The sequence below is a fragment of the Bradyrhizobium cosmicum genome, from assembly GCF_007290395.2.
Lineage (GTDB): Bacteria > Pseudomonadota > Alphaproteobacteria > Rhizobiales > Xanthobacteraceae > Bradyrhizobium > Bradyrhizobium cosmicum.
On sequence record NZ_CP041656.2, the window covers coordinates 2275259 to 2294552 of the forward strand.

Annotated in this window: 17 protein-coding genes; 5 read left to right on the forward strand and 12 right to left on the reverse strand. The window is 63.9% G+C overall.

Annotation, left to right across the window (positions count from 1 at the left end; all coding sequences use genetic code 11):
• The first annotated feature begins 40 nt into the window (after positions 1-40).
• Positions 41-1390 carry an 8-oxoguanine deaminase gene (locus FNV92_RS10655; protein ID WP_143841028.1) on the forward strand — a complete coding sequence of 450 codons (1350 nt, stop codon included), beginning with the start codon at positions 41-43 and terminating at the stop codon, positions 1388-1390.
• A 109-nt stretch (positions 1391-1499) separates the two neighbouring features.
• On the opposite strand, the gene FNV92_RS10660 is transcribed toward FNV92_RS10655, so the two are convergent.
• The 5 genes from FNV92_RS10660 to FNV92_RS10680 form a co-directional block, all read right to left on the reverse strand.
• Entirely contained in the window at positions 1500-2576 is a 1077-nt protein-coding gene (locus tag FNV92_RS10660; RefSeq protein ID WP_168213742.1) for a BMP family ABC transporter substrate-binding protein, read from the reverse strand.
• Positions 2577-2653: 77 nt separating this feature from the next.
• Positions 2654-3571 (reverse strand): ABC transporter permease, encoded by a 918-nt coding sequence (locus FNV92_RS10665; protein ID WP_143841026.1) that lies wholly within the window; start codon positions 3569-3571, stop codon positions 2654-2656.
• Positions 3558-4649 (reverse strand): ABC transporter permease, encoded by a 1092-nt coding sequence (locus FNV92_RS10670; protein ID WP_143841025.1) that lies wholly within the window; start codon positions 4647-4649, stop codon positions 3558-3560. The genes FNV92_RS10665 and FNV92_RS10670 overlap by 14 nt, the downstream gene beginning before the upstream one ends.
• Complete coding sequence (locus FNV92_RS10675) at positions 4633-6204, reverse strand: ABC transporter ATP-binding protein (protein ID WP_143841024.1); 1572 nt, start codon at positions 6202-6204, stop codon at positions 4633-4635. The genes FNV92_RS10670 and FNV92_RS10675 overlap by 17 nt, the downstream gene beginning before the upstream one ends.
• 338 nt (positions 6205-6542) lie before the next feature.
• Positions 6543-6746, reverse strand: coding sequence for a hypothetical protein (locus FNV92_RS10680; RefSeq protein WP_143841023.1), 204 nt, complete (start codon positions 6744-6746; stop codon positions 6543-6545).
• 30 nt (positions 6747-6776) lie between these two features.
• On the opposite strand from FNV92_RS10680, the gene FNV92_RS10685 reads away from it, so the two are divergent.
• On the forward strand, positions 6777-7886 hold the full coding sequence (locus tag FNV92_RS10685) for a hypothetical protein (RefSeq protein ID WP_143841022.1): 1110 nt from the start codon (positions 6777-6779) through the stop codon (positions 7884-7886).
• A 90-nt stretch (positions 7887-7976) separates the two neighbouring features.
• Here the strand turns inward: FNV92_RS10685 and FNV92_RS10690 are convergent, their stop codons facing one another.
• From FNV92_RS10690 to FNV92_RS10715, 6 genes are read right to left on the reverse strand one after another with little or no spacing between them, the layout of a single operon-like run.
• On the reverse strand, positions 7977-8462 hold the full coding sequence (locus tag FNV92_RS10690; RefSeq protein WP_143841021.1) for a nucleoside deaminase: 486 nt from the start codon (positions 8460-8462) through the stop codon (positions 7977-7979).
• A 13-nt stretch (positions 8463-8475) separates the two neighbouring features.
• Positions 8476-10008 (reverse strand): ABC transporter ATP-binding protein, encoded by a 1533-nt coding sequence (locus tag FNV92_RS10695; protein ID WP_143841020.1) that lies wholly within the window; start codon positions 10006-10008, stop codon positions 8476-8478.
• Complete coding sequence (gene biuH, locus FNV92_RS10700; RefSeq protein ID WP_143841019.1) at positions 10005-10688, reverse strand: biuret amidohydrolase; 684 nt, start codon at positions 10686-10688, stop codon at positions 10005-10007. The genes FNV92_RS10695 and biuH overlap by 4 nt, the downstream gene beginning before the upstream one ends.
• An 18-nt stretch (positions 10689-10706) precedes the next feature.
• Positions 10707-11633 carry an ABC transporter permease gene (locus tag FNV92_RS10705; RefSeq protein WP_143841018.1) on the reverse strand — a complete coding sequence of 309 codons (927 nt, stop codon included), beginning with the start codon at positions 11631-11633 and terminating at the stop codon, positions 10707-10709.
• The gene (locus tag FNV92_RS10710; RefSeq protein ID WP_143841017.1) at positions 11633-12745 is read right to left on the reverse strand and encodes an ABC transporter permease; all 1113 of its coding nucleotides are present in this window, start codon (positions 12743-12745) and stop codon (positions 11633-11635) included. The genes FNV92_RS10705 and FNV92_RS10710 overlap by 1 nt, the downstream gene beginning before the upstream one ends.
• Complete coding sequence (locus tag FNV92_RS10715) at positions 12742-13854, reverse strand: BMP family ABC transporter substrate-binding protein (protein ID WP_143841016.1); 1113 nt, start codon at positions 13852-13854, stop codon at positions 12742-12744. Before FNV92_RS10715 ends, FNV92_RS10710 begins: the two co-directional genes overlap by 4 nt.
• Before the next feature lie 407 nt (positions 13855-14261).
• Between FNV92_RS10715 and FNV92_RS10720 the strand changes: the two genes are divergently transcribed.
• Both FNV92_RS10720 and FNV92_RS10725 read left to right on the forward strand, forming a co-directional pair.
• Entirely contained in the window at positions 14262-15536 is a 1275-nt protein-coding gene (locus FNV92_RS10720; RefSeq protein ID WP_143841015.1) for an allantoate amidohydrolase, read from the forward strand.
• Positions 15537-15631: 95 nt separating this feature from the next.
• Complete coding sequence (locus tag FNV92_RS10725) at positions 15632-16996, forward strand: hypothetical protein (RefSeq protein ID WP_143841014.1); 1365 nt, start codon at positions 15632-15634, stop codon at positions 16994-16996.
• A 19-nt stretch (positions 16997-17015) separates the two neighbouring features.
• On the opposite strand, the gene FNV92_RS10730 is transcribed toward FNV92_RS10725, so the two are convergent.
• Complete coding sequence (locus FNV92_RS10730) at positions 17016-18335, reverse strand: dicarboxylate/amino acid:cation symporter (protein WP_143841013.1); 1320 nt, start codon at positions 18333-18335, stop codon at positions 17016-17018.
• A gap of 182 nt (positions 18336-18517) precedes the next feature.
• Between FNV92_RS10730 and map the strand changes: the two genes are divergently transcribed.
• The gene (gene map / locus FNV92_RS10735; protein WP_143841012.1) at positions 18518-19267 is read left to right on the forward strand and encodes a type I methionyl aminopeptidase; all 750 of its coding nucleotides are present in this window, start codon (positions 18518-18520) and stop codon (positions 19265-19267) included.
• The last annotated feature ends 27 nt before the right edge of the window (positions 19268-19294 follow it).

Here is a 19294-nt window from a genome sequence, read left to right on the forward strand (position 1 = left end):
TGGCAAGCCTGACGTCAGTGGATGTGAGGAGAAGCGGATCATGAGCGACGCAAAGCCGATCTGGATCAAGGACCCCCTCGCGATCCTCGCCGACGGTGCCGAGCGCGGGATCGTGGTGAAGGAGGGCCGGATCGTCGAGCTGGTGCCGGCCGGCGGCACGCCCGAGACGGCGAATGTCGCGATGTTCGACGCAGGCGCGCATGTCGTGCTGCCGGGCCTGATCAACACCCATCATCACTTCTACCAGACGCTGACGCGCGCGCTGCCGGCGGCGATGGATCGCGAGCTGTTTCCCTGGCTACAGGCGCTCTATCCGGTGTGGGCGAAGCTGACGCCGGAGCGGCTGGAGCTTGGCGTCACCGTTGCGATGTCCGAACTGCTGCTCTCGGGCTGCACCACGACGACGGATCATCATTACGTATTCCCTTCGGGGCTCGAGGAATCTGTCGATATCGAAGTCGATGTTGCAAAACGGCTCGGTGTCCGCGTGCTGCTGACGCGCGGCTCGATGAATCTGTCGCAGCGCGACGGCGGCTTGCCGCCTGACAGCGTCGTGCAGGACGAGGACACGATCCTCGCCGACAGCGCCCGCGTGGTCGCAAAGCATCATCAGCGCGGTGCGGATGCGATGGTGCAGATAGCGCTGGCGCCTTGCTCGCCGTTCTCGGTGACGACGTCGCTGATGCGTTCCACCGCCGAGCTTGCCGGCAAGCTCGACGTGCGCCTGCATACCCATCTCGCCGAGACCGAGGACGAGAACAAATTCTGCCAGCAGATGTATGGCTGCCGTCCGCTCGACTATCTCGAGCAGTGCGGCTGGCTCAACGCGCGGACCTGGCTCGCTCACGGCATATTTTTCAACGCCGACGAAATGAAACGGCTCGGCCAGGCGAAGACGACCATCAGTCATTGCGCGTGCAGCAATCAGATCCTGGCATCGGGCTGCTGTCCGGTGTGCGAGATGGAGGAGGCCGGCGTTAGTATCGGGCTCGGTGTCGACGGGTCGGCCTCAAACGACGGATCGAATTTGATGCAGGAGGTGCGTGCCGCGTTCCTGCTGCAGCGGGTGCGCTACGGGGTGAGCAAGGTCAGCCACAAGGACGCGCTGCGCTGGGCCACAAAGGGCTCGGCGGCCTGCGTCGGCCGGCCGGAGCTCGGCGAGATCGCCGTCGGCAAGGCCGCCGATCTCGCGCTGTTCAAGCTCGACGAGCTGCGTTTCTCCGGCCATGGCGATCCCTTGGCCGCGCTGGTGCTGTGCGGGGCGCATCGGGCCGACCGGGTGATGGTGGCGGGGAAATGGGCCGTGATCGACGGGGCGATCCCGGGCCTCGATGTCACCGACCTGATCCGCCGCCACAGTTCCGCGGCGCGGGCGATGCAGGCGGGATAATTCGGAAGAAATAGAAGGAGGGGGCGACCACAAGTGCCGGGTGCTTCTGGCCACCCCCTCCAAACCTCCTCCGGGAGGAGCAGGTGATTTAGTCAATGCAAGAAGCGTGCTACTTGCCCGGCAACTTGTCGTCGATGCCTTTGACGTAGAAATTCATACCGAGAATCTGGCCGTCGGCGAGATTGGCGCCGCCCTTGCACTCGACCTCCTTGCCGTCCTGCCCAACGACCGGGCACTTGAACGGGTGCAGCTTGCCCGAGGTGATGGCGGCCTGGGCATCCTCGGCCATCTTCTTCACGTCGTCAGGCATGTTGGTATACGGCGCCATCGCGAACATGTGGCTGTCGAGACCGCCCCAGGTGTCCTCGGACTTCCAGGTGCCGGCGAGTTCGGCCTTGACGCGTTCGACGTAGTAGGGGCCCCAGGTGTCGAGGATCGAGGTTAGCTGGGTCTTCGGCCCGAACTTGATCATCTCGGAATCCTGGCCGAAGGCGAGCTTGCCGCGCTCGCTGGCGATCTGCATGGCCGCCGGCGAATCCGTGTGCTGCATGATCACGTCGGCGCCCTGGTCGATCAGCGCCTTGGCGGCGTCGGCTTCCTTGCCCGGGTCGAACCAGGTATTGGCCCAGATGATCTTGACCTTGATGTTCGGGTTGATGGTCTGCGCCGCCAGCATCGTCGCGTTGATGCCGGAGACGACCTCCGGAATCGGGAACGAGCCGATATAGCCAAGCACGCCGGACTTCGACATCTTGGCCGCAATCAGGCCCTGGATGTAACGGCCCTGATACCATTTGGCCGAGTAGGTCGACATGTTCGGGTTACGCTTGTAGCCGGTGGCGTGCTCGAAATGTACGTTCGGATATTTCTTGGCGACCTTCAGCGTCGGGTCCATGTAGCCGAACGACGTGGTGAAGATCAGCTTGTTTCCGGCGCGGACGAGTTGCTCGATGGCGCGCTCGGCGTCGGGACCTTCGGGAACGTTCTCGAGCGTGGTGGTCTCGATCTTGTCGCCCAACTCCTTCACCAGCGCCAGGCGTCCCTGTTCGTGCTGGTAGGTCCAGCCGAGGTCGCCGACCGGGCCGAGGTAAATGAAGCCGACCTTCAGCTTGTCGGCGGCGGAGGCTGCACCGACGCTTCCGGCAAGCAAGAGTCCGGCAGCCAGCGCACGAAGTGATTTCCTCATCATCAATCTCCAGATCGTCGGGGAAAGCCACGATCCGCAACGTGCGCGCCCCATCGCGCCCGTCGCGGAAATGAAACTCAGCGATCAGGCACGAACACGGTGCCGAGCGCGGCCGGCGCGGTCGATCCGCCGGTGCGCGCACGGGACAGCAGGACCAGCACGATGACGGTCGCGAGGTAAGGCAGCGCCGACATGAATTGCGAGGGAATGCCGACGCCCCAGCCTTGCGCGTGCAGTTGCAGGATCGTCACCGCGCCGAACAGATAAGCGCCGACCACGAGCCGGCCCGGGCGCCACGACGAGAACACGACCAGCGCCAACGCGATCCAACCGCGGCCCGCGGTCATGCCGGGAATGAAGAACGGCGTATAGGCAAGCGGCAGGTACGCGCCGGCGAGGCCGGCGCAGGCGCCGCCGAACATCACGGCGAAGGTGCGGATGCGCAGCACGGGATAGCCGAGCGCATGCGCCGAGACATGGTTGTCGCCGCAGGCGCGCAGGATCAGGCCTGGCCGCGTGCGGTACAGAAACCACCAGACGCTGGCGACGAGCGCGACGGAGAAGTAGACGAACGCGTCCTCGCCGAACAACACGCGGCCCATCAGCGGGATATCGGTGAGGCCGGGTATGTAGAGGTGCACCGCCGGTGTGATGCGCTCGCCGACGAAGCCAGCGCCGATCAGGCCGGAGAGTCCGACGCCGAGAATGGTCAGCGCGAGACCCGTTGCCACCTGGTTGACGGCAAGCCCCAGTGCCATCAGCGCGAAGATCAGCGACATCAGCGTGCCCGCGACGACGCCGAACAGCGCGCCGATGAAGATCGAGCCGGTCAGCCAGGCGCCGGCAAAACCGCAGGCCGCGCCGACGATCATCATGCCCTCGACGCCGAGATTGAGCACGCCGGAGCGTTCGGTCACGAGCTCGCCGGTCGCCGCGATCAGCAGCGGCGTCGAGGCGGCGAGCACCGCCAGGATGATGGCTTCAACCAGTTCCACGGGCCACCTGTCGGTTCGGAAGCACCAGCTTGAAGCGGTAGAGAATGAGGGAGTCGCAGGCGAGCACGTAGAACAGCAGGATGCCCTGAAAGACCTTGGTGACGTCCAACGGGATTTTCATTGCAATCTGCGCCTGCTCGCCGCCGATGAAGGTCAGTGCGAGGAAAAGGCCAGCAATCAGTATTCCAAGCGGGTTCAAACGCCCGAGAAAGGCAACGATGATTGCGGTAAAGCCATAGCCCGGCGAAATGCCGGGCTGGAGGTGCCCCACCGGCCCTGCGACCTCGATGATACCTGCTAGGCCCGCGAGCGCGCCGGAGACAGCGAAGGTCAGGATGATCAACTGATTGGCATTGAAGCCGCCGAACCGCGCGGCGCGAGGTGCAGCGCCGACCACGCGGATCTCGAACCCCTTGATGGTTCGCCCAAGCAGGATCGCTGCTGCGGCAACGACGATCAGGGCGATGATCGAGCCGAGATGCAGCCGGCCGCCTTCGATCAGCAGCGGCACCGTTGCAACGGGATCGAACTCGGCCGTGGTCGGAAAATTGAAGCCCTGCGGGTCGCGCCAGGGGCCACGGACGAGATAGTCGAGGAAGAGGTCGGCGACATAGACCAGCATCAGGCTGGTCAGGATCTCGCTGGCACCGAACTTCACCTTGCAGATCGCCGGGATCAACGCGTAGAGCGCGCCTGCGGCGGCTGCGAGCACGAACATCACCGGCAGCACCCAGGCGCCGGCGTCGGTGCCCTGCGTCTTCACCGCGATCCAGCTTCCGGCGACCGCACCGATCAGGAATTGCCCCTCGGCGCCGATGTTCCAGGCATTGGCGAGATAGCAGAGCGACAGCCCGATCGCGATCATCACCAGCGGCGTCGCCTTCACCGCGATCTCCTGCAGCGAATAGCTGTCGGTGAGCGGTGCGATGAAATAGGCGTGCAGGGCGAGCAGCGGATTCTTGCCGAGGATCGCGAACAAGATGACCATGGTGGCGATGGTGAGGCCGATCGCGATCAGCGGCGAGACCAGCGCGATCGTGTTGGAGCGTTCGGCGCGTTTCTCAAGCACCAACTGCATGCGCGGCCTCCTTCGGGTCGAGGCTGCTGCCGCCCATGAGAAGGCCGAGCTTTTCGCGGCTCGCTTCGCTCGTGGCGAGCGGAGCGGACAGATGGCCGTGAAACATCACGGCGATGCGGTCGGCGATCTCCGCGAGCTCGTCGAGATCCTGGCTGGTCACGAGGACGGCGGCGCCTGCGGTGGCGAGATCGAGCAGCGCCTGGCGGATGACGGCGGCAGCGCCCGCATCGACGCCCCAGGTTGGCTGGCTCACCACCAGCACCGCGGGGTTGCGCAGGATCTCGCGACCGACGATGAATTTTTGCAGATTGCCGCCAGAGAGGGATGCGGCTTCCGGATCGCGCTTGGCCTTGCGGACGTCAAAGGTTTCGGTCGCACGGTCGACGGTCTTCAGCGTGGCCGCGGTGTCGATGAAGCCGTGATTGACCATGCCGCTGGCCGCGTGCCCGGTCAGCAGCGCGTTCTCCGACAGCTTCATGCGCGGCGCGGTGCCGTGGCCGAGCCGTTCCTCGGGCACGAAGGCGGCCCCAAGCTTGCGCCGCTGCGTGATCGAGAGATGGCCGGCTGCGATGCCCTCGATCACCACGGTGCCCGGGTCCTTCGAGAGCCGCTCGCCTGATAGCGCAGCGAACAATTCGTCCTGGCCGTTGCCGGCGACGCCGGCGATGCCGAGGATCTCGCCGCCCTTCAGTTCGAACGAGATGTGCTCGAGCCGGACACCGTGCGCCTCGGCTGGCGCAAGCGAGAGATCGTTGACGACGAGCCGGGGCACGGTGGTCTTCCGGCCGGACGCGGCCTTCACTTCCTTGATCTCGCCGCCGACCATCATGCGCGCGAGCGAGGCGGCGGTCTCGAGCCTCGGATTGCAGGTGTCGACCTTCCTGCCGCCGCGCAGGATCGTTGCGGTGTCGCAGAGCCGCTTCACCTCCTCGAGCTTGTGGCTGATGTAGAGGATGGCCCGACCTTCCGCCTTGAGCCGCTCCAGCACGATGAAGAGCTGGTCAGCTTCCTGCGGCGTCAGGACGGCGGTCGGCTCGTCCAGGATCAGGAATTTTGGGTCCTGCATCAGCGCGCGGACGATCTCGATGCGCTGGCGTTCGCCGACGGAGAGTTGCCAGACCTCGCGTCTGGGATCGAGCGGCAGGCCATAGGTCTTCGACACCTGCTCCAGCCGCGCCGACATGTCCTTGAAGGACTCCTTGCCGTCGAGGCCGAGTGCGACGTTCTCGGCGACGGTGAGATTGTCGAACAGCGAGAAATGCTGGAACACCATGCCGATGCCGCGGCTGCGGGCTTCCGACGGGCCTGACAGCACGATCCGCTCGCCCTGCCAGCGAATCTCGCCGGCGCTGGGCTGGATCAGTCCATAGATCGCCTTGACCAAGGTCGACTTGCCGGCGCCGTTCTCGCCGAGCAGGGCGTGAATTTCGCTTGGCCAGATGTCGATATCGATGGAATCGTTGGCGAGGAAATCGCCATAGCGCTTGGTGAGCCCGAGCGTTTGAAGCAGCGGTGACTCGCCGGAATGCAGGCCGTTAGGCGTCGGATCTAACATTCGCTGATGCGCTTGCATGGGGTGAAGTGCCTCAATACTGGGCCAGTTTGAACCGCCGCGTAAGGTGTGAAAAAGCGTCATCCCTTGCTCAACGCTTCGGCAAGCGAGCGGTGTTGCGAGGCTGCGGCTCTTGTCGGCTGATGATCGTCTCCTTGAGCGCCCTTGCTGTCTCCTCGCGCACGCAACGCCTGTTGCAAAATTGTGACGGTTTAAGCCAAATCAGAACCCACTGTGCAGGCTTGACGTGTAGCTGAACAAAATCACGTCAGCACGCGTATGCAATTCCTGATCGAGGCAGCGATCGCCATCGTCGATTGTGTCCGCGTCGTCCGGTCAACTCAAAAGGTAAACGAAATCAAACAGAAATGTCCGGGAATAACTGCCATCGCTTTGCTACCGGCACGCAACAGCGAAGCAAGAAGACTCTCAAAATCCTGCGGTGAAACGTCGCCGCCTGCCGAAACAAGCGGCATGCCTTGAAAGAAGTTGAGGCTTCTCACTCCGAAAGATCGGCGCAAGTGTCGCACCCAAGGAGCGTTCATTTTTACGTGTCCAACTTGGGGGTATTCAGGATGTCGTTTCGATTCAAGGCAATTGCAGCCGCCGCGCTGTCACTTGCTACGCTCGCCACCTCGGGCTTGGCTCAGGCGGCGGATCTGCCGGTCAAGGCAGCGAAGAAGGCGGCCGATCTTCCGTTCTTCCTGGTGATCGACAATCGGGTCACTTACTCATACATCTTCAATGCCTCTCAGCCGGGCATGTGGTCGCTCAAGCCGGATGGCACGGTCAACAGCAAGACGACCAAACAGGTCTACTCGTTCACCCACTTCGACCTCTGGGGCTACGGCACCAACTTCTTCACGATCTCGATGTTCAAGTCGGATCACAACGATCCCGCCGGCCCCTGCACGAATGCCGGAGTGCTGATCACCGGGGCTCCAGCAACCTGCGCCGGTGCGACGGAAATCTACGGCTTGTTCCGCTCGACGTTCGGCTGGAACGAAATCTTCAACACCAAGGCCTTCACCATGGGGCCGCTGCACAATATCTCGTTCGAGGTTGGCATGGATGCCAACACCGAAAACAGGTATTTCGGTGCAGCCAAGCGTGACGTCGTCGCCGGCCTGCAGTTCGCATTCGACCTGCCCTACAAGGGCTATATCAACGTCGCTCCCCTCGTGTACTGGGAATTCTACAACCACAACTCGTTCAGCCAGTGTGGCCTGTTCGGTCCGGGCACTCCCGGCGTGAGCTGCCTGCAGGACGGCAACACGTCGTACAAGCCAACCTGGGCCGTCGAGATCAATTACTACATGGATCTCGGTTTCCTGCCCCAGAACATGCAGTACTTCTCGATTAGCGGTCGTGCTGGATGGTACGGCAAGAAGGGCACGGATACCGAACCGCTTCCGTACAGCCCAGCGAACAACGTCTACAACACCGCCGTCGAGTTGAACTCGGAGCCGATCCGCTTGACGTTCGATGCCTCTAAGGCCGTCTGGGGTGACAAGTACTCTCACTTCGTTGACGTCTGGGTCGCTTATCGCTACTGGCAGAACAAATTCGGCCTCGATCACAATGCACCCTCGGTCGCCTGCTCTGCGACGGTGGGCGGGGTCACCCGGCCGAGCGGAGCCTGCACCGAGTCGTCGCTTTACTCTGGTGTCACCGTGAAGTTCTGATCACCTGACGATTGTCAGGTGAACGAAGATGGCGCCGCGCCAAACCTCCGCGGCGCCATCTTGCATTCCGACACGTGAGGCGTGGGGCGCCTACCTCGCCCACACGCCGTCGTGCGGTGCCGCGGCTTCGTCCTCGAGCAGCGGACCTATCACCTCGGTCGGTCGTTGCCCGCTGGCGAAGACCTGGCGGCAGGGTAGATCGAGTGTCGGGTTCTCCGGATGGTTGCCGGTGACGCCGCGCAGGCGGTGTTCGCTGAGGCCGTAGACCACGCGGCCGATGCCGGCCCAGTAGATCGCGCCGGCGCACATCGCGCAGGGCTCTGCGGAGGAATAGAGCGTGGCCTTCGCCAACACCTCGCGGCTGAGCGTGCGGCAGGCCTGCGTTGCCGCGAGGCGCTCGGCATGCGCGGTTCCGTCGCGATCCGGCATGTAGCCGTTCTCGGTCTCGATCAGTACCTTGCCGTCGGCATCGACGACGATGCAGCCGAACGGATGGTTGCCATGGATGAGAGAACGGCGGGCGACCGTGAAGGACAAACGCAAGAAGTGCTCGTCCCGCGCTAATGCGTCGTCCATCGATCCTCCGCGGTCAGTGCCCCGCCATGTGTCGGCCGACCTCGGTGAGGTCAGCCTCGCTGGTTCGTGCTTCATACACGAATTCGCCGTGGAACATCACCACCAGACGATCTGACAGTTCGAGCAATTCGTCGAGGTCTTCGCTGACGAGCAGCACGGCTGCGCCGCGGTTGCGCGCGGCCATGATCTCGGCGTGGATCTGCGCCACCGCCGCGAAATCGAGGCCGAAGCAGGGATTGGCTGCGATCAGCACCTCGACGTCGCCTGCAAGCTCACGGGCGAGCACGGCGCGCTGGACGTTGCCGCCTGAGAGTGCAGAGATCGGCGTATCGGGCGTGCGGGTCTTGATCTTGTACTGGCCGATCTTCTTTTTCGCATCCTCCCGGAAGGCGCCGCGGTTGAGCCACCAGCCGCCGCTGGCGAAGGGCGCACGGTCGAATTCGCGGAAGGCGATGTTATCGGCGACGCTCATGCTGCCGACGCAGGCGTTCTTCAGCGGCTCTTCGGGCAGGAGCGACATCCTGTGGCGCCGCATCTCCTCGCGGCCGGCCCGATAGGGATCGCCCGCAACGCGGATCTCACCGCCCTCGGCCGCGCGTTGGCCGGCGAGCACCTCGACGAGCTGGCGCTGGCCGTTGCCGGAGACGCCGGCGATGCCGACGATCTCGCCGGCACGCACGGTCAGCGAAACGTCGTGTACGGCCATGGCACCCGCATCGTCGAGGGCGCGGACCTTTGCCAGCTCCAGCCGGGCCTGGCCGGCTTCACCGGTGCGCGGCGGCTGTACCGTCAGTTGCTCGGCGCCGATCATGGTGCGCGCCATTGCGTCGGGCGTCAGCTCGGCGACCTTGCCGGCACCTGCGAGCTTTCCACGGCGCAGGATCGTGACGTCGTCGGCGAAGGCCATGACCTCGCGGAATTTGTGTGTGATCATCAGGATCGTGAGCTCGTCCCTGACGACCATGTCGCGAAGCATGCCGAGCACCTCGTCGGCTTCCGCCGGTGTCAGCACCGAGGTCGGCTCGTCCAGAATCAGGAAGCGGCGCTTCAGGTAGAGCTGCTTGAGGATTTCGCACTTCTGCCGTTCGCCGGCGGAGATATCGGAGACTTTTGCGGAGAGCGGCACCTTGAAGGGCATAAGGGCGAGGAACGCCTCGAGCTCCTTCATTTCCCTGGGCCAGTTCACCACGGCCGGCACATCGTCGCGCGCCAGCACGAGGTTTTCCGCAACCGTCATCGCCGGCACCAGCGTAAAGTGCTGGTAGACCATGCCGAGCCCGAGAGCGTGGGCGTCCTTGGGATTGGCGATGGCCTGCTGGCGGCCGCCGACGATGATGTCGCCCTCGGTCGCGTGATAATAGCCCATGATGCATTTGACGAGGGTCGACTTGCCGGCGCCGTTTTCGCCGAGCAGCGCGTGGAACGAGCCGGGGCGCACCTTCAGCTCGACATTGTCGAGCGCCAGGAAGTCGCCGAAGCGCATGGTCATGGCGATGGCGTCGACGCCGAAGGCGCCGGATGGTGGGGGCGTTTCGCCGATGATCACGAAATCGCTCCGATGAAGGCATCCGAGGTCGAGACCGCGCCGAACACGCCGCCCTGCATCTTGATCATCTTCAGCGCGTGCTCGTGGTTGCTTTTGTCGGTCGCGCCGCAGCAATCGTGCAGCAGCACACATTCGAAGCCGCGGTCGTTGGCCTCGCGCATGGTGGTGTGGACGCAGACGTCGGTGGTGATGCCTGTGAGGACGATGTTCTCAATGCCACGCACGCGCAGGATCAGTTCGAGATCGGTGGCGCAGAACGAGCCCTTGCCGGGCTTGTCGATGATGGGCTCGCCCGGCAGTGGCGCTAGCTCTGGGATGATGTCCCAGCCGGGCTCCCCGCGCACCAGGATGCGGCCACAGGGGCCGGGATCGCCGATGCCGGCGCCGATCTGGCGCGAGCGCCAGCGCTTGTTGGCGGGAAGATCGGACAGGTCTGGGCGGTGGCCTTCGCGGGTATGGATGATGTGAAAGCCCTTGGCGCGCATGGCGGCTAGCAGCCTCCTGATCGGTTCGATTGGCGCCCGCGTCAGCGAGAGGTCATAGCCCATCTTGTCGACATAGCCTCCGACGCCGCAGAAATCGGTCTGCATGTCGATGATGATGAGCGCGGTATTTTCAGGGCGAAGGTCGCCGTTGTAGGGCCAGGCATAGGGCTCGGACTTGATGGTGCGCTCGGGCATGGACGACCTCGTGCGTGTTTACCGGGTGATCGATAGTTCGGCGGGTGCGCCGGTCAGCGTCCGCTTCGGCGAGCAGGTGATGATCATGATCGCCAGCGTCAGGATGTAGGGCGCGGCGTTGAAGAGGTGATAGCCGGAGGTTACGCCGACCGACTGCAGCGCCGGTCCCAGCGCTGCGGCGCCGCCAAAGGCGAGCGAAGCCCACAGGCAGAGCAGGGGATCCCAGCGCGCGAAGATCACCAGCGCCACCGCCGTAATGCCCTGGCCCGACGACAGGCCCTCGTTCCAGCTTCCGGGATAAAACAGTGACAGGAAGGAGCCGCCGATGCCGGCGAGGAAGCCGCCGACCATGGTCGCACGCAGGCGGATCAGGAGCACGGAATGTCCCATCGCGCGCGCGGCGTCCGAGCTTTCGCCGGCGGTACGGATCAGCAGGCCCCAGCGCGTGGTGCGGAAGGCCCAATACAGGATCGGCGCCAGCACGACGCCGATCAGGAACAGGACGTTGACCCGCAGCGCGGCGCGCACCTGCGGGATGTCGCTCCACCAGCCGAAATCGATTGCAGGCAGTCGCGGCGCGGTGGGCTCGATCAAGGGCTTGCCGAGATAGAAGGCGAGGCCGGTGCCGAACAGCATCAGCGCGATGCCGACCGCGACGTCGTTGACGCGCGGCAGCGAGCAGATGCCGGCGTGAAGCGCGCCCAGCAGTGCGCCAGTGATGCCGGCGGCGAGCACGCCGAGCCAGGGCGAGCCGGTCACGTAGGAGATGCCGTAGGCGCTCATCGCGCCCATCACCAGCGTGCCTTCGAGGCCCAGATTGATGCGGCCAGAGCGCTCGGTGATGCATTCCCCCAGGCTTACGAACAGAAAGGGTGTCGAGACACGAATGGCACCGCCGAGCACAGCGAGCGGGACGGTCCAGAGTCCGATCGATCCGTCTGCCATCAGGACTTGCCTTTCAGGAAGCCGATACGGCCGTAGAGCGCATCGCTGGCCAGCACGAAGACGAAGATGATGCCCTGCAGCACGAGCACCGATGCGTCAGGTAGTCCCAGACGGCGCTGCAACAGGCCGCCACTGGCGCTGATGCCGCCGAGCAGGATCGCGACGGGAATGATCGCGAGCGGATTTTGTCGCGCGAGGAAGGCGACCAGGATTCCGGTGAAGCCGTAGCCCGCTGCGAGGTTGGCGTTGGTGCGCCCCTGAACGGCGGCGACCTCGACCATGCCGGCGAGGCCCGCGGCGCCGCCGGCGAGGAAGCAGATCGTGAGAATGAGCTTGCTGACGCCGAGGCCGACGATCTTCGCCGCGCGGATGTTGCCGCCGGCGACGCGCGCGGCGAAGCCGAAGACGGTGTGATAGATCAGGATGTAGGCGGCGATCGCGGCGATCAGGCCGAAGACGAGGCCCCAATGCACGTCGGTGCCGGGGATGGAGCCGATCATGTTGGCGGCGCCGATCTCTCGGGTCGACGGCTTGTTGAGGCTGGCGGGGTCGCGCATCGCGCCCTCGACGAGATGGTTGAGGATCGCGAGCGCGATGTAGACGAGCAGGAGGCTCGAAATGGTTTCGTTGACGCCGCGAAACTGCCGTAGCGCGCCAGACAGCATGATCCAGAGGCCGCCGCCGATCACGCCGGCGATGACCATGGCGATCTGCACGACGAGCGGCGGCATGCCCTGAAGCAACAGCGCGGCGCTGGTTGCTGACAGTGCGCCGATCAGCAGCGCGCCTTCGCCGCCGATGATGACCATGCCGAGCTGTGCCGGCAGTGCCGTGCAGAGCGCGGTGAGGATCAGGGGGGCAGCGCGCGTCAGCGTGTTCTGCCAAGAGAACCAGGTGCCGAAGGCGCCGTAGTACATGTAGAAATAGAGGTCGAGCGGATTCTTGCCGAACATCGCGACGAAGATGCCGAAGACCACGAGCGCACCGGCGAGTGCCGCGCCCGGGATCAGGACATACTCGATCGTGCCACCGTGGCGTTGGAGAAAGCCGGGGTCGGCGGCCGGGGCAATTGTCCCGGCCGTTTCGGCAGAATCCGCTGCTTCCGATGTCACGAAGTCGCTCCGATCACGCCCTCCACCAGGTAGTCCATCTTCTCCAGCTCAGGATCCTTCTGGCCGCGATCGGTACCGGCGGGGATCACCGTCTTGCCCTTGTTGTCGACCAGCCCGCCCTTGAAGATGGCGTAGCCATCAGCGGAGAGGAACTTGGCCTTGACGTCGTCGGCATGCTTGCGCGCCTCCGCGGACACCGCTTCGCCATAGGGTGAGGTCTTGACGATCTCTTCCTTGAGGCCGCCGCGATAGAAGTTCGGGATGCTCTCGCCAGCAGCGATCATCTTGACGAACTTCGGATAGAGCGCCTCCCAATTCCACTCGGCGCCGGTGAGATAGGCCTTCGGCGCGAGCGGCGACTGGTTGACGTGATAGCCGCAGACGAAGGCGCCGCGGCGCGCGGCGTTCTCAACCATGGTCTTCGGGCCGTCGACGTGGCAGGTGAGCACGTCCACGCCCTGGTCGATCAGGCTGTTGGTGGCCTCGGCTTCCTTGACCGGCATCGACCAGTCGCCGGTGAAGATCACCTGCGTGGTGGCCTTCGGGTTGGCGAGTCTGGCGCCGAGCGCAAAGGCGTTGATGTTGCGCAGCACCTGCGGGATCGGCTTTGCCGCGACGAAGCCGAGCTTGCCGCTCTTGGAGGTGTAGCCGGCAACGATGCCGGAGATGTACTGGGCTTCGTCGATGTAACCGAAATAGCTGCCGGCGTTCTTCGGGTCCTTGTCGCTCCAGAGGCCGCCGCAGTGCTCGAAGCGCAGCTTCGGGTACTTGTTGGCCATCTTGATCATGTGCGGGTTATAGTAGCCGAACGAGGTCGGGAAGAGCAGGGACGCGCCGTCGAGGTTGATCATGGACTCGATCGTCTTCTCGACCGCGTCGGTCTCCGGCACCTTCTCCTCCTCAACGACCTTGAGGCCGGCAATCTTCTTCAACGCCGCCGCGCCCTGCGCATGCGCCTGGTTGTAGCCATAGTCGTCGCGCGAGCCGACATAGATGAAGCCGATGGTGGTGTCGGCCGCGAAGGCCGGGCGCACGCCTGCCGCCGCTCCGAGGGTGAGGGCCGCGCCGCCCTGCAACACATGACGTCGTGAAATCCTGCCGAAATCCATTGCTTGCTCCCCTTGGCGGATGCACCGCCTTGATCTCGCGGCCGCCGCCGGCCTGGCGGCGCCTTGGAGAGGTTGTCGCAAGCTTTGTGCCAGAGGTCACAATAGATGCAGATTCAAATAACTAATTGAAATATAATGTATATATCTCGATCAAGAGTCCTGATGAGGAAATCAGCAGATTAAATTTCGAGCAATATTACGTCGTTGTATGCAATTGAGTTAAGCATTCCTAGCGCGCCCCGCGTGTGCATGACCCACCCTGGATGGTCGGTCCAACGGCGCATTCATGCTAACCACGCGCTTGCCCGAACGGGGCCGCGGCGTCATGTCTGCTGGCACCGAACTTGTATCGATTATCGCCAGGACCGCCTGCTGCCGCGGTCTCAAGAGATGGAAAGCTCGCCGAGATGGGTGCCGCCAACGCCGTTCAGCATGCATCGCTCGGCAAGGAGATCGTGCGTCGGATCAACGAGCTCGGCGCGATCTCGGAAGACCCCGAAAAGCTCACCCGCATCTATCTCAGCAAGGAGCTGCGCAAGGCCGCCGACCTCATACTGATCTGGATGCGCGAGGCTGGCATGGACGCGCATCTCGATGCGATCGGCAATGTCTGCGGCCGCTACGAGGGCGAGCGGCCAGGTGCGCCGTGCCTGATGCTCGGCTCGCACTACGACACCGTGCGCGATGCGGGCAAATGGGATGGGCCGCTCGGCGTGATCACGGCGATCTCTTGCGTCGCGGATCTCAATCGCCGCGGCAAGCGCCTGCCGTTTGCGGTCGAGGTCGTCGGCTTCGCCGATGAGGAGGGGGTACGTTTCGCGTCGACCCTGCTCGGGAGCCGTGCGGTCGCCGGCACCTTTGACGAGAGCGTCCTGAACACACGGGACCGCGACGGTGTGGCGATGCGCGATGCGCTCGTCACGTTTGGCCTCGACCCGGATCACATCGGCGCGGCCGCGCGGGCCCGGCGCGAGCTGCTTGCCTATCTGGAACTGCACATCGAGCAGGGGCCGGTGCTGGAAGCCCAGAACTTGCCCGTCGGCGTCGTCACCGCCATCGCAGGCGCGACACGGCTTGCCGCACGGCTGACCGGCATGGCCGGTCACGCCGGCACCGTGCCGATGGCGCTGCGCCGGGACGCGCTCGCCGGCGCAGCCGAGTGCATCGGCGTCATCGAGGAGTTTTGCCGCACCGACGAGAGCGGGCTGGTCGGTACCGTCGGTTACATCCAGGCGAGTCCCGGCGCGACGAATGTCATTCCAGGCGAGGTGTCGTTCACCATCGACATGCGCGCGCCGACCGACATGCATCGCAAGCGCGCGGTCGCGGACATCGTCCGCCAGATCGAGGCCATCGCCAGGCGCCGGCATCTGGCGCTCCAACTCGACGTCACCCACGAGAACCGCACCGCGCCCTGCGCGCCCTGGCTGAAGGAGCAGATCGCGCGAGCGATTGCCCGGGAAGGCCTCTCCGTGTTCGAGCTGCCGAGCGGAGCAGGGCACGACGGCATGGCCATGATCGACATCGCCGATGTCGGCATGATTTTCGTCCGCTGCCGCGGCGGCATCAGCCATCATCCGGACGAGCATGTCGAGCTTGTGGATGCCGATTCTGGCGCGCGCGTGCTGCTGCGTGTGATCGAGAATTTCAGGCCGCGGGAGGATCGTGCCGGAACGAACTGACTGCCGCTTACCTGATGTCATCGGGGCGAGACACGAATCAGTCATGCTTGAAATGGTGACCGGCGAGCGCCGGAATCGCCAAAGACCAGGCGGATATGAACAGCGATATTTCCTTGCCGTCACATCGCGAGAACCGATTTTATCAAGGCGCGGCAGCGACCTTTGTCGCCAACGCCCTTCAGGCGGTCAATTTCCTCGGCGACCGATTCCTGCGAAAGTCGCATCATTCGTTTTCGGCCATCGAGGACCTCTACCGGCACTCGATGGACAGCGCCTTTTCGGTGACCGAGGCTTTCCTCGTCACAGGCGCGCCGCATGCCTCCGCCTATTACCCGCGTGACTTCGCCTGGTTCTATCCTGATGTCCTCGACCCCGAGACCATCATGGATTCGCAGGACGCGGTCCGGCGGGCGCGCCTGCTCGAAAAGAGCGTTCGCCTTTTGCTAGAGGCGGTTCGCGCCGGCGTCGTCACGACTACCATCGTCCCGGCGGGACGCGGCCGATATCTCGGCGTGAATTATTTCTCGCGCCCGTCGGACACGCTGCTCGGCATTCTGGCCGGTCTCCAGCAGATGATCTCCGCCGAGGAGAGGGCGTCGTCCTATCTGGCGATGTCACAATGCGCGCATGCCGGCCGCTTGTTGCTGGCCGAATACGGCGGTGATCTGAAGCGGGCGATTCTGAAGCTCGCAAGCGAGCTGGAGCCGTTCGACAAGGACGGCGCCAGATATCTGCTTTGCGACGCCCGCGCGCCCCGTTCTGCGGCGACCGACACGCGTGCGGAGCGCCGACGTTTCGTCACCAATGCCTGCGTCTACACGACGTTCGTGTGGGGCTTACAGCTCGGAGTCGTCAACGAGAGCGAACTGAAGCGGTTGCTCGGTCGCGACCTCGCGCAGTACAAGAGGGACCTGCTCCGCCTGTTCGGCAAGGACGGCTATATCAGGCACTGCCTCGATGGTCCGGCGGGCTCGCCGGTGTCATTGGTCGCGCTGGATTTCGTCAGCGTGCATCGCGGCTTCTGGGATATGAGCGATGCAAGCGAGCGTGCGCTGTTCGCGGCCACGACGGATCTGATCATTGCGGAGCCGCGCTTCCGCATCCCCAGCACGTTCCACTTCCTGGTGTCCGCGGAAAATCCGCGGAACAAGATGATCCACAAGATTGCGGCTCCGGCCTATCAGGGCCGCTCTTCCTGGCCGACGTTCAACGTGGAGTTCGCGGATCGCATGCTCGACTACGGCGAGTTTTCGGGAAGCAATACCTACCGGGCCTGCGCCCAAGGGATATTGAAAGACATTCGCACCGCGACCGAGGTCCACGGCGGATATCAGGAGCTGATTTCGGAGCAGGGGCTGAAGTATCGCACCTGGGCCTACAAGGGCGCCGTGGCGCACTCGTGGTTTCCGCGTTTCCTGTCCGTGTGGAGGAGGGCGTACGGAGTGCCGCTCCTCCATTAAAATGACTGAGCGGCGGACGCTAACCCGCGGTCACGTCCACCAACTCGCCGCCGTCGAGCACCTTGGCCGCTTTTTCGCGGTCGAGGTCGCCTTCCCAGGCCGCGACCACCACCGTCGCCACGCAATTGCCGGTGAGGTTGCCGACCGCGCGGGCCATGCCGATGAACCAGTCGACCGAGAGCACCAGAACGAGGCCGATCGCGGGAATGCTCGGCACCGCGTTCAGCGTCGCCGCCAGGATCACAATCGCCGAGCCCGGAACGCCATGCGCGCCCTTTGACGTGATCAGGGATACCCCGAGCACCAGCAGGAGGTCGCCGAAGGACAGCGGCGTGTTGGTGGCCTGCGCGATGAAGACGACGGCCAGCGTGAGGTAGATGGAGAAGGCATCGAGGTTGAAGGAGTAGCCGGTCGGGATGACGAGCCCGACGACGGAATCCTTCACGCCCATCCGTTCCAGCTTCTTCATGATCTGGGGCAGCACGGCGTCGGAGGAGGCGGTTGCGAGCACGATGGTCAGCTCCTCGCGCAGGTAGGAAAGGAATTTGAGGATGTTGATTCCGGCCAGCGCCATCACGCCGCCGAGCACGCCGAGCACGAAGATGCCGACCGAGACGTAGAACAGCGCCACCAGCGAGACGAGCTGCTTGAGCGAGCCGACACCATATTTTCCGACGGTGTAGGCGACCGCGCCGAGCACGCCCAGTGGAGCAATCCTAACAATGAGCCCCATGACGCGGAACAGCACGGTGGAGGCGGCGTCGATGATCGAGGTGACGAGCTTGCCCTTCTCGCCGCCGACCAGTGCGAGGCCGACGCCGAACAGGACCGCGAAGAACAGCACCTGGAGCACGTCATTGCGCGACAGCGCATCGAACGAGGTGGTCGGGATGACGTTGAGCAGGAAGGAGCCGATGCCGCCGCCCTGGAGCTTGTGGGCGTTGTCGGCATAGGTATTGAGCGCCTTTGCGTCGAGCGTCGAGGGATCGATGTTCATGCCATGGCCGGGGCCGAACAGGTAGGCCAGGATGAGACCTACCACGAGAGCCACCGTGGTCATCACCTCGAAATAAATCAACGCCTTGACGCCGACCCGGCCGACCTTCTTGAGGTCGCCGGCGCCGGCAATGCCATGCACGACAACGCAGAACACGATGGGTGCCACGATCATCGAGATCAGCTTCAGGAAGGCGTCGCTGAGGATTTTCAGGCCGATGGCAAAGTCGGGGACAACCATGCCGAGGATGATGCCGAGGATCAGAGCGGCAAGAACCTGGACGAACAGCGAGGTGTAAAGCGGCTTTGGCTCGGCGGCGGGTGCCGCGGCAATGCTTGACATGATAGCTCCCCGTTTCTGACGACGTCTCGATTGTCAAAAAGGAGCAACTAACGTGCCAGATTGTCGCGGCAATTTCGGAATGCATGCAGGATGTCGCAAGAACCAGGGATTTTGCTGCGCGGCTTCCCATTTGTAAGTTGGCACGGGAGGCGTTATGTCCCGGTTTTTCGGATAGGCTCGATATGACAATCTCGAATGAGGAAGATCTCGTCCGCCTGAAAGAGGTCGGGCGCATCGTCGCCAATACCCTCGAGGCGATGGGCAAGGCTCTCGAACCGGGCATGACCACCTCTGAACTCGACCAGTTCGGACGAAAACTCCTGGAGGCCTCCGGGGCACGTTCGGCGCCGGAGCTCGCCTACGACTTCCCTGGAGCCACATGCATCAGCGTCAACGAGGAGGTCGCTCATGGCATCCCAAGTGCCCGACGGATCGAGCGTGGTGACCTCGTCAACATCGACGTTTCGGCCGAGAAGAATGGCTTCTTCGCGGATACGGGGGCCTCGTTCGCCGTTCCACCCGTGGCCCGTTCGATCGAACGTCTTTGCAGGGATGGTCGGCGGGCGATGTGGACGGGCCTGCGGCAGGTTGGAGCCGGCAGGCCGATTGCCGGCATCGGTCAGGCCATCGGGACCTTTGCGCGGAAGAATGGCTATACGCTCGTCAAGAATCTCGCCAGTCACGGCGTCGGGTTGTCGCTCCATGAGGAGCCGACGGAGATCGCAACTTGGCCTGATCCCTCCGAGCGTCGCATCATGAGCGATGGCCTGGTGTTTACCGTCGAACCATTCCTGTCCTTTGGTGCGGAGTGGGCCGAGGATGGCGATGATCCATGGACGCTGTACAGCAACCCCGAGGCGCCTACCGTTCAGTACGAACACACCGTCATCGCAACCAGAAACGGACCTTTGGTCGTTACGCTGGCCGGTTGAGGCAACCAGCGCGACGGGTCTTCAGTG